Annotated in this window: 12 protein-coding genes; 7 read left to right on the forward strand and 5 right to left on the reverse strand. The window is 65.0% G+C overall.

Going from position 1 to position 15114, the window contains the following annotated elements; translation table 11 throughout:
* Positions 1 to 26: 26 nt before the first annotated feature.
* Complete coding sequence (locus tag BEP01S_RS12605; RefSeq protein WP_039211053.1) at positions 27 to 545, reverse strand: adenine phosphoribosyltransferase; 519 nt, start codon at positions 543 to 545, stop codon at positions 27 to 29.
* A gap of 89 nt (positions 546 to 634) precedes the next feature.
* On the opposite strand from BEP01S_RS12605, the gene BEP01S_RS12610 reads away from it, so the two are divergent.
* Positions 635 to 1249: a protein-L-isoaspartate O-methyltransferase family protein gene (locus tag BEP01S_RS12610; protein WP_062243794.1), complete on the forward strand. Its 615-nt coding sequence runs from the start codon at positions 635 to 637 to the stop codon at positions 1247 to 1249.
* 2 nt (positions 1250 to 1251) lie between these two features.
* Here the strand turns inward: BEP01S_RS12610 and BEP01S_RS12615 are convergent, their stop codons facing one another.
* Both BEP01S_RS12615 and BEP01S_RS12620 read right to left on the reverse strand, forming a co-directional pair.
* Complete coding sequence (locus BEP01S_RS12615; RefSeq protein WP_062243797.1) at positions 1252 to 3072, reverse strand: ABC transporter ATP-binding protein; 1821 nt, start codon at positions 3070 to 3072, stop codon at positions 1252 to 1254.
* Positions 3069 to 4883 carry an ABC transporter ATP-binding protein gene (locus BEP01S_RS12620; protein WP_236853117.1) on the reverse strand — a complete coding sequence of 605 codons (1815 nt, stop codon included), beginning with the start codon at positions 4881 to 4883 and terminating at the stop codon, positions 3069 to 3071. Before BEP01S_RS12620 ends, BEP01S_RS12615 begins: the two co-directional genes overlap by 4 nt.
* A gap of 371 nt (positions 4884 to 5254) precedes the next feature.
* On the opposite strand from BEP01S_RS12620, the gene BEP01S_RS12625 reads away from it, so the two are divergent.
* The 5 genes from BEP01S_RS12625 to serA all read left to right on the forward strand — a co-directional run bounded on the left by BEP01S_RS12625 (position 5255) and on the right by serA (position 12010).
* Positions 5255 to 7189 carry an acetolactate synthase large subunit gene (locus BEP01S_RS12625; protein WP_039211049.1) on the forward strand — a complete coding sequence of 645 codons (1935 nt, stop codon included), beginning with the start codon at positions 5255 to 5257 and terminating at the stop codon, positions 7187 to 7189.
* Positions 7186 to 7701, forward strand: a complete 516-nt coding sequence (gene ilvN, locus BEP01S_RS12630; protein ID WP_062243800.1) for an acetolactate synthase small subunit — start codon at positions 7186 to 7188, stop codon at positions 7699 to 7701. The genes BEP01S_RS12625 and ilvN overlap by 4 nt, the downstream gene beginning before the upstream one ends.
* A gap of 106 nt (positions 7702 to 7807) precedes the next feature.
* Positions 7808 to 8839, forward strand: a complete 1032-nt coding sequence (gene ilvC / locus BEP01S_RS12635; protein ID WP_039211047.1) for a ketol-acid reductoisomerase — start codon at positions 7808 to 7810, stop codon at positions 8837 to 8839.
* 176 nt (positions 8840 to 9015) lie between these two features.
* Positions 9016 to 10308, forward strand: coding sequence for a GNAT family N-acetyltransferase (locus BEP01S_RS12640; RefSeq protein ID WP_039211045.1), 1293 nt, complete (start codon positions 9016 to 9018; stop codon positions 10306 to 10308).
* Positions 10309 to 10417: 109 nt separating this feature from the next.
* Positions 10418 to 12010: a phosphoglycerate dehydrogenase gene (gene serA, locus BEP01S_RS12645; protein WP_039211044.1), complete on the forward strand. Its 1593-nt coding sequence runs from the start codon at positions 10418 to 10420 to the stop codon at positions 12008 to 12010.
* Between the two features lie 43 nt (positions 12011 to 12053).
* Here the strand turns inward: serA and BEP01S_RS12650 are convergent, their stop codons facing one another.
* Complete coding sequence (locus tag BEP01S_RS12650; RefSeq protein WP_062243802.1) at positions 12054 to 12752, reverse strand: phosphatase PAP2 family protein; 699 nt, start codon at positions 12750 to 12752, stop codon at positions 12054 to 12056.
* Entirely contained in the window at positions 12749 to 13600 is an 852-nt protein-coding gene (locus tag BEP01S_RS12655; RefSeq protein WP_062243804.1) for an HpcH/HpaI aldolase/citrate lyase family protein, read from the reverse strand. The genes BEP01S_RS12650 and BEP01S_RS12655 overlap by 4 nt, the downstream gene beginning before the upstream one ends.
* Positions 13601 to 13978: 378 nt before the next feature.
* Between BEP01S_RS12655 and BEP01S_RS12660 the strand changes: the two genes are divergently transcribed.
* Complete coding sequence (locus BEP01S_RS12660) at positions 13979 to 15016, forward strand: 3-isopropylmalate dehydrogenase (protein ID WP_039211042.1); 1038 nt, start codon at positions 13979 to 13981, stop codon at positions 15014 to 15016.
* Positions 15017 to 15114 lie beyond the last annotated feature (98 nt).

Raw genomic sequence — 15114 nt, forward strand, 5'->3', positions numbered from 1 at the left:
GGCTGATCGATGCGGGCTGAGGCGCCTCACTCGGCGAAGAGAGTGTGAACCTCGCCTGTGTGTTCGCGTCCGCCCAGCGCGGTCAGCTCGAGGACCACTGCCGATCCGACGACCTCGGCGCCGAGATCGCGCACAAGTGCCTGGGCGGCTGTGAGCGTCCCTCCGGTGGCGAGGATGTCATCGATGAGGAGGACGCGCTCGCCCTCCTTCAGGACATCGGGGCCTTCGATGGTGGCAGTGCCGTATTCGAGTGTGTAGGACACGGCGGCAGCCGGTCGGGGGAGCTTCCCGGCCTTGCGGATCGGCAGGATTCCGGCCCCCGTCATCGTCGAGATGGCACCTGCGAAGAGGAAACCGCGGGCTTCGAGCCCGCCGACGATATCGAACTGTCCGGCGAAAGGCTCGATGAGCGCCTCGGTGACGGCCCGCATCGCCGGACCATCGGCCAGCAGCGGGGAGATGTCGCGGAACATCACTCCCGGCTCTGGATAGTCGGGAATCGAGGTGATGAGGCTCTGGGCGCGGGCGAGATCAGATTGAGTCACGGGACAACGATACTCGGTGACGGCATTGTGCCCTCAGTACGGATCGGCACAATAGAAGGTACCGGAGGCTATCGCGGATCGGAGGAGCCATGACGTCGGATGCGACGAATGATCGAATCGCCGAGGCGTTCGCCCAGGTTCCGCGAGAACCGTTCCTGCCGATCGCGGAGCGGCAAAACGCCTCCGACAATGTGCCCCTGCCGATCGGGCACGGACAGACGAATTCGCAGCCGAGCACCGTCGCGGACATGCTTCGGCTCCTCGACCCGCGGCCGGGTGACGTCGTCCTCGACCTCGGATCAGGATCCGGGTGGACCTCGATGCTGCTCGCTGTCCTCGTCGGCCCGACCGGGCGAGTGCTCGGGGTCGAACGGCATCCCGAGCTTGTCGAATCCTCGCAGGCGGCACTGGAATCCGTGGCCGCTGAGTTCGCAGACGGGGAGACCCTCGCCGAGGCGGCCATCCACGAAGCCGTTCCAGGTGCCCTCGGTCTCCCGGCTGAGGCCCCGTTCGACCGGATCCTCGCCTCCGCCGGTGCCGACTCACTGCCCGACGAGCTCGTCGATCAGCTGGCCGTCGGTGCCACGATGGTCATTCCCGTCGCGGGGGAGATGCTCCGAGTCGTTCGTGGCGGCACTGGCGCCGACGAACTGACGATCACTCGGCACGGCTGGTACCGGTTCGTGCCGCTCGTCAGCGAGTGACCTCACACGAGGGAGTCGCGCCAGGCCTGGTGCAGCTGCGCGAACTTGCCGGTGCCGGAGGTGAGTTCGTCCGGTGTCCCGTCCTCGATGATCTGACCGGACTCCATGACGAGCACCCGGTCGGCGATCTCGACGGTGGACAGACGGTGGGCGATGATGATCGCAGTCCTGCCCTCGAGCACCGTGGCCAGGGCGTTCTGCACCAGCCGCTCGGACGGGATGTCGAGGTGCGCTGTCGCCTCGTCGAGGACGACGACATCCGGATCGGCGAGGAACACTCGGGCGAATGACACGAGCTGACGCTGACCCGAACTCAACCGGCCGCCGCGCTTCTTCACATCCGTGGCATACCCCTCGGGCAGCCGGCGAATAAACGCATCCAAGCCGACGGCGGTCGCTGCCGCAACGACGTCATCATCGCTGGCATTCGGGTTGCCGATGCGGATGTTGTCCGCGATCGTGCCGGCGAAGAGGAACGACTCCTGAGTGACCATGACGACCGACGACCGCAGCTGCGCATCATCGAGGTCACGCAGATCCACCTCGTCGAGAGTGATCCGACCTTCGCTAGGGTCATAGAAGCGCGTGACGAGCTTGACCAGCGTCGACTTGCCCGCACCGGTGGCACCGACGAGCGCGACGATCTGTCCCGCCGGGATGTGGAGATCGAAGCGGGGGAGGACATCGGGACCATCGGCGTACGCGAAGCGGACCTCCTCGAGGTCGAGGGCACGACCGCTGGCCGCGGCGTCACCGCTCGCGTGCGCGGGCAGCGCGTGCGGCTGGGTCGGTTCGACCACCTCGGGGTCGGTGTCGAGGACCGCCGCGATCTTCTCCAACGCCGCCGAGGCGGACTGATAGAGATTGAACGCCTGCACGAGTTCGTCGAGCGGACCGTAGAAGCGGCGCAGATAGAGGATGAACGCGGCGAGCACCCCGATCTCCGTCCATCCCTCGATGACGAGCCACGCACCGACGACGATGATGACCGTCTGCGTGATGTTGCCGACTAGTCGTGTCCATCCGGCGAACCACGCCACCCCGCGCAGGGCGTCGGTGTTCGCATCCCGGTAGCGCGCATCCTGATCGCTCAGGGTCCCGCGACGTTCGGGCTGACGGCGATACGCCTGTACGGCGCGGATGCCGCCCATCGTCTCGACGAAGTGGACTATGACCTTCGCGATCGACGTCCGCGTGCGCCGGTAGGCACTGCGCTGAGTCGAATGTGCGGCCTTCGTGATGAAGAACAGCGGCACGAATCCGGCGAAGACGACGATCGCCAGCGGAATATCGAGGACGACCAGGGTGACGGCGATGAAGAGCATCTGCAGCACGGCCAGGGCCGTCTCGAAGAGCGAATACGACAGGAACTGCTGCACCGACTCCATGTCCGAGGTCTGCCGCGACACGAGCCGACCCGAGGTCGACTTCTCGTGATAGCCCAGGTCAAGGCGCTGCACGTGCGTGAAGACGCGCTCGCGCAAGGTGAAGAGGATCCTCTGCGCGGTGATCCCGACCAGCCTGGTCGAGGTGAAAGCGAGAATCGCCGAGGCGACCGCCGAGATCACGAAGAGCGTGACCGCCCGAATCAGCGGACCCATATCGCCGTCGATCGCCGCCGGAACGCCGTTGTCGAGGGCATCGGCGATGAAGACCGGCCCGATGACCATGAAGACGGCCGTGAGTACGACGATGACGGCGAGGAAGACGGCCATCGCCAGATGTGGCCTGACCAGCGACAGCAGCAGGGCGCGTGCCTTCTTCGCAATGTCCGGCGGCAGCTGCTCGATTTCATCGTCGCTGTCGAGGCGGGGCATGCTCATGAGCGTCCTCCTTCCTGTGACTGAGTCGAAGTGGTGGTCTGCGCACTCGATTGCGTGCCCGGGTGTGCGTGGGCTTCGGCTTTTGCGCTCGCCCCCATGAGCTCGCGGTAGAGCTTCGAGGACTCGAGCAGTTCTTCATGTGTGCCCAGCGCCGAGATCCTGCCCTCATCGAGCACGGCCACCACATCGGCCAGCGCCGCGGTCGAAGGGCGGTGGGCGATGATGAGAGTCGTCGAATCCGGCAGGATCTCCCGCAGAGCCCGCTGCACCCGATCCTCGGTGTCGACGTCGACGGCCGAGAGCGGATCGTCGAGGACGAGGACACGTGGCCGACCGATGACCGCTCGGGCCAGGGCGAGGCGCTGACGCTGACCGCCGGACAGAGACAGTCCCTGTTCACCGACCTGTGTGTCCAAGCCATCGGGCAGTCGGGAGACGAAGTCCTTCGCCGCCGCGATCTCGAGGGCCTCCCAGATCTCATCCTCGCTCGCACCGGGGGCACCCATCTCGACGTTCTCTGCGACCGAGGTCGAGAACAGGATCGGATCCTCGAAGGATACGGAGACGAGGTGACGCAGCTCGTTGACCGGCATGTCCCGGATATCGACGTCGTCGATGCTCACCCTGCCCGCAGTGACGTCTTGCAGGCGGGGGACGAGAGACGCCAGCGTCGTCTTGCCCGAGCCTGTCGCCCCGACGAGAGCCAGTGTCTGTCCGGGCTCGATCGTGAGGTCGAGACCCTGCAGGGTCAGCCGCTCGGTATCGGCGAAATGGAAATCGACATCGTCGAAGCGCAGCTTCCCGCTGTATCGCCCGACCTCGGGAGCATCGTCGACACCGCCGTCGGCATCGGTGATGTCGTGCCGGATGTCGATGACCTCCCAGTACCGGCCGGCGGCGGTGAGCGCCATGAGCGCATCGGCGAGCAGGAAGCCGAGCATTTCGATGGGCATGCGCAGCACCATCGAGATCGTCACTGCCGCCACGACCGTGCCGATCGTCGTCCAGCCTTCGATGACACCCCAGGTGCCGACGGCGACGATCGCCGCCTGGGCAAGGGTCGGCAGCAGCAGGAGCACGCTCCACAGCCACGAGTCAAGCTTCGCTTTGCGGATCTCCAAGGACTTCAGTCGGGCCGAGATTTCGGAGAAGCGCTCGGCGGCCCAGGGGGAGCGACCGAAGGACTTGAGGATGCGGATGCCCTGAATGGACTCCTCGACGTCAGTGGTCACCTCGCCCATGGTGTCCTGCGAGCGGCGGGAGGTGTCCCGATAGTGCTTCTCGAAGACGGCGACCGCAATGATCGCCGGCACCGCCATGATGATCATGATCAGACCGAACACGGGCTGCATGATCACGAGCATCACCGTGCCGACGGCGAGAACGATCGGGGTGGAGACGAGAAACGGCAGCCCGAACGCGAAGAAGCGACGCAGCTGGGACAGATCATTCACCGCGCGCGAGAGCAGCTGGCCGGACTCCCAGGAATCATGGATCGCCACCGAGGTGTACTGGAGGCGATCGAACAGACGCGAACGCCAAGTCACCTCCCAGGTCGAGACGACGGGAGCGACGATCATCCGCCTGGCCCACATTCCGACCGCCTCGGCGAGGCCGATGATCAGCACCCCGAAGACCGGCAGCCACAAAGCGCTGAGGTCCTTGTGCGCGATCGGTCCGTCGATGATGTAGCCGGTGATCACGGGGATGATCAATTGGATGCCGGTGGCCAGGAGTGTGAGGACGAGTACGAGGACGTACACGCCGATGCGGGAGCGGAGATCAGGCCAGAAACGGAGGAGGGGGCGCACGAATATCCAGCCTAGTCGCAGACTGTGACCTATTCCACGAATCCGGCAAACTGACTTCCCGTTTCTCTGTCCGCTGAATATCACTGACAGGACGAGGACGGCGGGGGAATGGGAACGGAGCGCCGCCTCGGCGAATCTCGAATGACAACCATCAGTTGTCTCGAATACTGGGACGAACGATTGCAAGGTTTGACACCCTCAAGTGCTGAGGGGAACTATTGAGGCATGACTCACCTTCTTGTCGTCGTTATTAACCAGCGCGCGGATCTTCCGTAGCCTGTCGAGACGACACGTTCCGCGCGCCCCTACCGAATCCGGAGGGGCGTTTTTCATGTGGAGATGAGAAGGAAACCTAGGAAGGATAGGAATCGATGGCAGCCAAGCCCTCGACCGCAAAGGACACGGGCACTCAACCCGCGTCCGCACCGGTCACAGCCACACCGTCCAGTATTCGCCGCAACACCGGCCCCGAGGTCCTCACCGGCGCGCAGGCGATCGTCCGCAGCCTCGAGAAGCTCGAGGTCGACACGGTATTCGGGCTTCCCGGCGGCACCATCCTTCCTACCTATGACCCGCTGTTCGAGACCGACAAGATCCGCCATATCCTCGTCCGCCACGAGCAGGGCGCAGGCCATGCGGCCGAAGGCTATGCGGCTGCATCGGGCAAGCTCGGCGTGTGCATCGCGACTTCGGGTCCGGGTGCGACGAACCTGATCACGGCCCTGGCCGACGCGAACATGGACTCCGTGCCGATGCTCGCGATCACCGGTCAGCAGGCCTCGTCGCTGCTCGGCACCGACGCGTTCCAGGAGGCCGATATCGTCGGCATGACGATGCCGGTGACCAAGCACAGCTTCCTCGTCACCCGCGCCGAGGATATCCCCGGAGTCCTCGTCAACGCCCACCACATCGCGACCACCGGCCGCCCCGGCCCCGTGCTCGTCGACATCACCAAGGACGCCCAGACCGGAACGGCCCCGTTCGTCTGGCCGGAAGAGCCGGCTCTGCCCGGCTACCGCCCGATCCTCAAGCCGCACGCCAAGCAGATCCGCGAGGCCGCGCGCATGATGTCGGAGGCTCAGCGTCCTGTGTTCTACATCGGCGGCGGAGTCATCCGCTCGGAGGCCGAGAAGGAGCTGCTGCGTCTGGCTGAAGCCACGAACATTCCCGTGGTCACCACACTCATGGCCCGCGGTGCCTTCCCTGACTCGCACCAGCTGCACCTGGGCATGCCCGGAATGCACGGCAGCGTGCCCGCGGTCACCGCTTTCCAGAAGGCCGACCTGCTCATCGCCATCGGTGCCCGCTTCGATGACCGCGTGACCGGCAAGCTGGATTCCTTCGCCCCGAACGCGCAGGTCATCCACGCCGATATCGACCCGGCCGAGATCGGCAAGAACCGTGAGGTCGACGTCGCCATCGTCGGCGATGCCCGCGAGGTGCTCGCCGAGATGCTCGCTGAGATGCGCAGCAAGTTCCCCAAGGCCCTGGAGCGTCAGCGCGAGCCGTGGTGGCGCTTCCTCAACCGCCTCAAGGAGACCTACCCACTCGGCTATGAGACGCACGGCGAACTGTGCGATCCGCAGTACGTCATCTCCCGGATCTCGGCTCTCACCGGCCCCGAGGCGGTCTACGCCGCAGGCGTGGGACAGCACCAGATGTGGGCGGCTCAGTTCATCGACTTCGAGCGCCCCAAGTCGTGGCTGAACTCCGGCGGACTCGGGACCATGGGCTACTCCGTGCCCGCGGCCATGGGTGCGAAGGTCGGTCAGCCCGACCGTGTGGTGTGGGCGATCGACGGTGACGGCTGCTTCCAGATGACGAATCAGGAACTGGCTACCTGTGCGCTCAACAACATCCCGATCAAGGTCGCGATCATCAACAACTCGTCCCTGGGCATGGTCCGCCAGTGGCAGACCCTGTTCTACGACGGCCGCTACTCGAACACAGACCTCAACACCGGTCACGAGACGATCCGCATCCCCGACTTCACCAAGCTCGCCGAAGCCTACGGCTGCGAAGCGCTGCGCGTGGACCGCAACGAGGATGTCGACGCCGCGATCGAGAAGGCGCTGTCGATCAATGATCGACCGGTCGTCCTCGACTTCACGGTCCCACCGGACGCGATGGTGTGGCCGATGGTCGCTGCAGGCGTGTCGAACGATGAGATCGAATACGCCCGCGGCATCCGCCCCGAATTCGACGGGGAGGGCGAAGAGGAAGCCGAGTCCGCCATCGCCGAGGCGGGAACGAACGAAGACGGCACGGTGCGTTCCGTGGCTCAGATCGAAGGAGGCCTGGAATGACAAACAGCCGGCACACACTCTCAGTCCTGGTCGAGAACAAGCCCGGTGTGCTCACCCGGTTCACCGGACTCATCGCCCGCCGCGGATTCAACATCCACAGCCTCGCCGTCGGCGTGACCGAGCACGATGAGCTCTCGCGGATCACTGTGGTCGTCGACGTCAACGATGTTCCGCTGGAGCAGGTGACGAAGCAGCTGAACAAGCTCGTCAACGTCATCAAGATCGTCGAGCTCGAACCCGAGACCTCGGTGCGTCGTGCGCACATCATCTACAAGGTCAAGGCGAACGCGGCGACACGGCCGCAGGTCGCCTCGGCGGTGGAGATGTTCCGGGCGAAGATCGTCGACGTCGGACCCGAGTCCGTGAGCATCGAGGCCACCGGCGAGCTCGGCAAGGTCGAAGCGCTGCGCGAGGTCCTCGAACCCTTCGGCATCAAGGAGATCGTGCAGTCGGGAACCGTGGCCATCGGCCGCGGTGCGAAGTCGATCACCGACCGCGCTCTCCGAGGCTGATTTCGCGTTCCAACTTGTGGAACCCCTGTCATCTCAATACGTGAACAGCAGTACCGAACTGTGAAACAATGGGGACATCACCCCGTAAGCATAAGGAGCTAGAACTATGGCAGCAGAACGCTATTACGACGACAATGCAGACCTGTCGATCATCCAGGGCAAGAAGGTCGCCGTCATCGGCTACGGCAGCCAGGGCCACGCCCACTCGCTGAGCCTGCGCGACTCCGGCGCCGAAGTCCGCATCGGTCTCAAGGAAGGCTCGTCCAGCCGCGACAAGGCCGCAGCCGAAGGCCTCGAGGTCGGCACCCCCGCCGAGGTGGCCGCATGGGCCGATGTCATCACCATCGCCGCACCCGACCAGGTTCAGGCCGAGATCTTCAATAACGAGATCAAGGACCAGCTGGCTCCCGGCAAGACCCTCGTGTTCATCCACGGCTTCAACATCCGCTACGACTACATCAAGGCTCCCGAGGGCGTCGACGTCATCATGGTCGCCCCGAAGGGACCCGGCCACGTGGTCCGTCGTGAGTTCGTCGATGGACGCGGCGTGCCCGTGCTCGTCGCTGTCGAGGTCGACGCCTCCGGCAAGGCCTGGGACACCGTCCTCTCCTACGCCAAGGGCATCGGCGGCCTGCGCGCCGGCGGCATCAAGACCACCTTCACCGAGGAGACCGAGACCGACCTGTTCGGTGAGCAGACCGTGCTCTGCGGCGGCGTCTCGCACCTCGTCCAGTACGGCTTCGAGACCCTGACCGAGGCCGGCTACCAGCCCGAGATCGCCTACTTCGAGGTCCTCCACGAGCTCAAGCTCATCGTCGACCTCATGGTCGAAGGCGGCATCGCCAAGCAGCGTTGGTCCTGCTCCGACACCGCTGAGTACGGCGACTACGTCTCCGGCCCGCGGGTCATCACCCCCGAGGTGAAGGAGAACATGAAGGGCGTCCTCGACGACATCCAGAACGGCAAGTTCGCCGAGCGCTTCATGAACGACCAGAAGAACGGCGCACCGGAGTTCAAGGAGCTGCGCGCCAAGGAAGAGCAGCACCCGATCGAGTCCACCGGCCGCGAGCTGCGCAAGATGTTCGCATGGCTGAAGGACTCGGACGACGACTACACCGAGGGCACTGCCGCTCGCTGAGTCTGATCGCTCGAATCTGATCAAGACTCGAATCTGATCAAGAGGAGCCCCGGACACCACTCGGTGTCCGGGGCTCCTTCTCATTCACCTCGGCGATCCTGGTGGGCCGGACATCGATCGACCATCGATCGGGAGAATCTCCCGACGGCGGCACCGATCTGGACTACTGTGGATGTGTGACGAATTACAGATTCGAAGACTTCGAGCCCACCATCGATGAAGCCACCGGCGAGCCGGATGAGCGCACCAAGGCGTACTTCGCCTCGACGAGCGTCGGCTTCCACGACCCGCGCTCCACGGATAAGGCCCTGGTCAACAGGGTGCAGCGGGCGATCGCCGATGGGCGCAAGCTCACCGCCGTCTACGCCGACCAGGAGTTCGAGCACGGATTGGATTCGTCCATCCCCGTCGCGACCTTCGCGTGGTTCGAAAAGCTCGTCAACGTCGGCGGCGGGCGGTTGGTGCCCGGCCACCTCATCACGTGGATCACGGTGCGCCCGACTCATCGCCGGCGTGGACTGCTGCGATCGCTGATGACCACGGACCTCGCCGAGGCGAAGGCGGCCGGCTACCCGTTTGCTGCACTGACCGCGACAGAAGGCGGAATCTATTCGCGCTTCGGCTTCGGAGTGGCCACATGGTCGCATTCGATCGAAGTCGACACCTCGCCCGGGTTCAAGATGGTCCGCGAGCCCGACCGCCGTGTCGAAATGTGCCTGCCCAGCGAGCTGCGCGAACTGGCCCCGAAGATCTACGACCGATTCATGCGCACCTCGCCCGGAGCGATGGAGCGCCAGCAGACCTATATCGAACGCGCCACCGGTGCCCTCAACGTCGAAACCGGCGAAGAGGACCGTGGCGTCCGCGCGGCCCTGCACTTCGACGAGCAGGGCGAGCCCGACGGGTATGTGTCCTATAAGTTCGCAGGCTGGTCGAAGACCCCGCCGACCGTCGACATCATCGACTTCGTGGCCGTCACCGATGCCGCCTACGCCTCCCTGTGGTCGTTCCTCGCCGCCATCGACCTGTCGACCCGCGTGACCTTCGGCGAGTCCGCCGAATACTCGCCGCTGCCGTGGCTGCTCACCGATTCGCGTCGCGTGAAGACCGTCGCGAGCGAGGACAATATCTGGATCCGCATCCTCGACGTCAAGGCCGCGCTCGAAGCCAGGCCCTGGTATGTCCCCGGGACGCTGACGATCGACATCGACGATTCCCTCGACCTCGCCGGCGGGCGGTTCACGATCACCTCGGACGGCACAAGCGCCGAGGTGACCCCCGCCTCCGATTCGACGCCCGCAGATCTGGGGCTCGGCATCGCAGAGCTCGGGTCGCTGTACCTCGGCGGTGCCGACCCCGTCATCCTCGCTCGGGCCGGACGCATCGACGAGCAGACACCGGGATCAGCGGTTCTCGCCAGTGCAATGTTCAGCCTCGGCCGGGCACCGTATTCGCCGAACGGTTTCTGATCCGGCTGGCAGTTCTGTTGAGCGATTGTTCCCAGAATCTGAGACCTTGTGAAGGAATCCTGAAAGTCTCATAAGGTGGACGCGTCCCGGACGCAACAGGAGGAAATCAGTGCCCAAGCCCGTCGTGCTCATCGCCGAAGAACTGTCACCGGCCACCATCGATGCTCTCGGAGGAGACTTCGAGATCCGTCACACCGAGGGCGCTGACCGATCCCAGCTCCTGCCCGCCATCGCTGACGCCGATGCGATCCTCGTCCGGTCGGCCACCCAGGTCGACGCCGAGGCCATCAACGCTGCGAAGAACCTCAAGGTCATCGCCCGCGCCGGAGTCGGACTCGACAATGTCGATGTCCCAGCAGCCACCTCGGCGGGTGTGATGGTCGTCAACGCACCCACGTCGAACATCATCTCCGCAGCCGAGCTGACGATGGCCCACATCCTCGGTTCGGCCCGCTACTTCGGTGCCGGCAACACCTCGCTGAAAGCGGGGGAGTGGAACCGGAAGAAGTACACCGGCGTCGAACTCTACGAGAAGACTCTGGGCATCGTCGGCCTCGGCCGCATCGGCGGACTCGTCGCCGAGCGCGCAAAAGCCTTCGGCATGCGCCTCGTCGGCTACGACCCCTACATCACTCAGGCCCGTGCGGCTCAGATGGGCGTCGAGGTCCTCGACCTGCCCGGTCTGCTCGCCGTGTCCGACTTCGTCACCGTGCACATGCCCAAGACCCCCGAGACGATCGGCATGATCAGCACCGAGGAGCTCAAGGCTGCCAAGCCCGGAGCCCGCTTCATCAACGTCGCCCGCGGCGGCATCATCGACGAGGCGGCCCTGGCCGAGGCCGTGGCCAGCGGTGAGGTCGGCGGAGCCGGAATCGACGTCTGGAACGTCGAACCGCCGGAGCACTCGGCGCTCATGGACCTCGACGCCGTCAACGTCACCCCGCACCTGGGCGCCTCGACCCATGAGGCCCAGGAGAAGGCCGGTGTGGCCGTGGCGAAGTCCGTTCGCAAGGCCCTGGCCGGCGAACTCGTCCCCGATGCGGTCAACGTCGCGGGCGGCGCCATCCACGAGGATGTGCGTCCGGGCATTCCCCTGGCCGAACGTCTGGGCCGGGTCGTCAACGCTCTGGCCGATTCCTCGGTCACGCACTTCAAGGTCGAGGTCAACGGCGAGATCGCCGACAAGGACGTCTCCGTCCTCAAGCTCTCCGCACTCAAGGGCCTGTTCAAGGACGTCGTGTCCGACCAGGTCTCCTATGTCAACGCTCCGCTGCTGGCGGAGGAGCGCGGAATCGGCGTCGAGCTCGTCACCGATCCGTACTGCGAATCGTTCCGCAACATCACTCGACTGACCGCGACGACGAGCTCCGGGCAGCGCATCTCCGTCTCCGGCACCGTGACCGGACCGAAGCTCGTGCAGAAGCTCACCGAGGTCGACGGCTACTCGCTCGAGATCGAGCTGACCGATAACCTGCTGATCTTCCGCTACGAGGATCGTCCGGGAATCATCGGTCAGCTGGGCCTGGCGCTCGGCGCCAACAACGTCAACATCGCCGGAATGCAGGTTTCGCCCGCATCGACGAGCAACGAGGCCCTGTCCGTCCTGGCCGTGGACTCGGTCGTCTCCGACGAGGTCGTCAAGGCCGTGGCCGGAGCCGTGAACGCATCGGCCTTCACCGGCGTTTCGCTGCAGGAAGACTGACCCATTTCAATCAGCTGAGCTGAGGGACGGTCAGAGGACCCGTTCAGCCCGCAAGCCACAGAGCTAGGCGGGGTGAGCGGGTCCTCTGCGCTGTCAGGGTCCAGAACTCGTCGACGAGAACGGCGATGGCGATGCCGATGAAGGCGCCCGCGATCGTGTCCGTGAGCCAGTGGACCTGGAGTGCGGTGCGCGACCACATCATGCCGAGGATCCAGATCCCGGCGAGGATGAACGACCAGTGGAAGCCCATCCTCGGTGACTGAGCTTCTGCTGCTTGAGCTGCCGATCTGCGCTGGTGTCGACGGCTGGCGATGATCGCCAGGCTCATGGCCAGTGCGGCCGCGCCCATCGAATGTCCCGAGGGATAGGAGAAGCCCAGGGACTCGTAGAGCTGATCACCGGGGCGCAGACGGGTGACGATGGCCTTGAGGATCTCCGAGGTGGCGATGCCGGCGAGCATCGTTGTGACGAGGAAGATCGCCGAACGCCAGCGTCTGCGCAGTGCGAAGATGCCCGTGAGCAGTGCGGTGCAGATGACCACTCCGGTGCCGCCGCCGACCTCGGCGAGGACGACGGCGATCCAGTAGGGCACCGAGCCCTTGTCGAGGCCGACGAATTCCAGCCACGAATGGTCGATCGGGGTGGGGCCGATGCGTTCGAGGTGCAGCCATAGGCCGAAGGCGATGACGAGCAGGACGGCCGGCAGAGTCGCCCACAGCAGCCAGGACGGCTGTCGGCTCAAGCGTTCCAGAGGCCGTAGGTGTCGGCCAGGGATGCGATCTTCTTCGCACGGGCCAGACGCGGCAGGTAGGAGCCGTCGGTGATCTCGGATCCGCCCTGGGCGGCTTCGAGCATCTGACGGGCCCAGTCGCGCTCGTCCTCGCTCGGGCTCATCGCCTCATTGAGGGTGTTGACTTGGTCGACGGTGAGGACGAGCTTTCCGGTCATGCCCATCATGTGGGTGATTTCGGCGTCGGCCCAGACCTTGTCATCGTCGGCATCGGCGGGTGACGGTCCGTCGATCGGGCCGGGCAGTCCACCCATGCGGGAGGCGATCGTCAGGCGCGAACGGGCATAGGCCAGAGCCATCGGATCGCCGGAGAAGCCGGTGTCCTTGCGGAAGTCGTTCGTGCCGAAGGCGAGGCGGAAAGTGCCGGGTGCCTCGGCGATGCGAGTGGCGTTCTCCACTCCGCGGGCCGATTCGAGGAGGGCGAGCACGGGCAGTCCAGCCTTTGCGCGCATCGCAGTGTAGGACACCTGCTCGGGGCGTTCGGTCTCCGGGAGCATGACTCCGCGCAGTCCGGGCAGCATGGCGACGGCGGCGAGGTCGTCGTCCCAGAACTCGGATTCCATCTTGTTGATGCGCACCCAGGCCGACATTCCGTTCTCAAGTGCGCGCACGACATTGTCGCGGGCTTCGAGCTTCTTGTCGTCGGAGACCGAGGCTTCGAGGTCGAAGATGACGGAGTCCGCTTCCGAGGTCTGCGCGGGAGTGAAGATCTCCTCCTTCGCAGCATTGACGAGCAGCCAGGACCGGGAGAGTTTGGCGGGCAGAGCTGCGGCACGTGCATTGCGGATGGTCTCGGTCAATGATCGACTTTCTCTCGGGGCTGATTGTTCGCAGCCCCACGGGGTTTGGGGTGCTTTATCCATCTTCGTCCCTGCGGCGACGGATGTGTAGCCGAAATCAGGGTTTCAGACGTGAAATTGTTCATGAACGCATACGGATCGCAGGGTCGGCCTCACACCGAGCGTGGGGTCGGACGCACACTGGTCGAGCGGCCGGACGCCCACGGATCGTGAGGTCGGACGCGGGGATGGCGGGCTACGCGCAGTGAGGAGCAGCGCTGTGGGAAGCTGAGGTCGCCGCGCCTCGGGCCTGTGTATCGGCAGAGTATCGGCGGTGCCCGCAGTTCACAATGTAAGACACTGTAGTTGTATCGTGAGATGCAGTCTTATTCTGTGAGCATGAAGTTCTCAATCGCAGTCATGCCCGGAGATGGAATCGGCAACGAGGTCGTCCCCGAAGGCCTCAAAGTCCTCCAACGCGCCATCGAGCTGTCCGGCGAGCCCGTCGATCTCGAGCTCACCGACTACAAGGTGGGTGCCCAGCGCTACCACGAGACCGGTGAGACGCTCACCGACGAAGAGCTCGAATCGCTGCGTGGACATGATGCCATCTTCTTCGGCGCCTGCGGAGATCCGTCCGTGCCCTCCGGCGTCCTCGAGCGCGGAGTCATCCTCAAGATGCGCTTCGGACTGGGCCACGCAGTCAACCTGCGTCCCTCGAAGCTGTTCGCCGGAGTCACCAGCCCGCTGGCCGATCCCGGCAAGATCGACTTCGTCGTCGTCCGTGAGGGCACCGAAGGTTCGTACACCGGGTCCGGCGGATCCGTGCGCACGGACACCCCGCAGGAAGTTGCGACCGAGGTTTCGGTCAACACCTGGTACGGAGTCGAGAGGGCCGTCCGCGACGCCTTCGCTCGCGCCCAGGCTCGGAACAAGAAGCTCACCTACGTGCACAAGCACAACGTCATGGTCCACGCCGGACACCTTTGGCGTCGCGTGGTCGAGAAGGTCGGCCAGGAATACCCCGAGGTGGCCGTGAACTACGAGCACACCGATGCGTGCACGATCTACATGGTCACGAATCCCGAGCGCTACGACGTCATCGTCACCGACAACCTCTTCGGTGACATCCTCACCGACCTCGCGGCCGCGGTCACCGGCGGAATCGGTCTGGCTGCCTCGGGGAACCTCAATGTCGAAGGAACGGCGCCGAGCCTGTTCGAGCCGATACACGGATCCGCTCCGGACATCGCTGGCCAGCAGATCGCCGACCCGACCGCCTCGATTCTCTCGGGAGCGCTCATGGCCTCCCACCTGGGACTTGAGACCGTCGCCAAGGCGATTGAGACGGCCGTCGAGGCCGACCTCGCCGAGCGCGACGGAACGCAGCGGTCCACCACCGAGGTGGGCGACGCGATCGCGGCACGTCTCGGCTGACGCGGTCGACCGCCTCGGCGAGGGGGCGGACGAGAGACGACGGGGTCACCCCTGCGAGGATGAACCCAATTGACTGACACCTGATCTCAGGGTCGACG

Origin of the sequence: Brevibacterium epidermidis NBRC 14811, from assembly GCF_001570805.1 — a bacterium.
Taxonomy (GTDB): domain Bacteria; phylum Actinomycetota; class Actinomycetes; order Actinomycetales; family Brevibacteriaceae; genus Brevibacterium; species Brevibacterium epidermidis.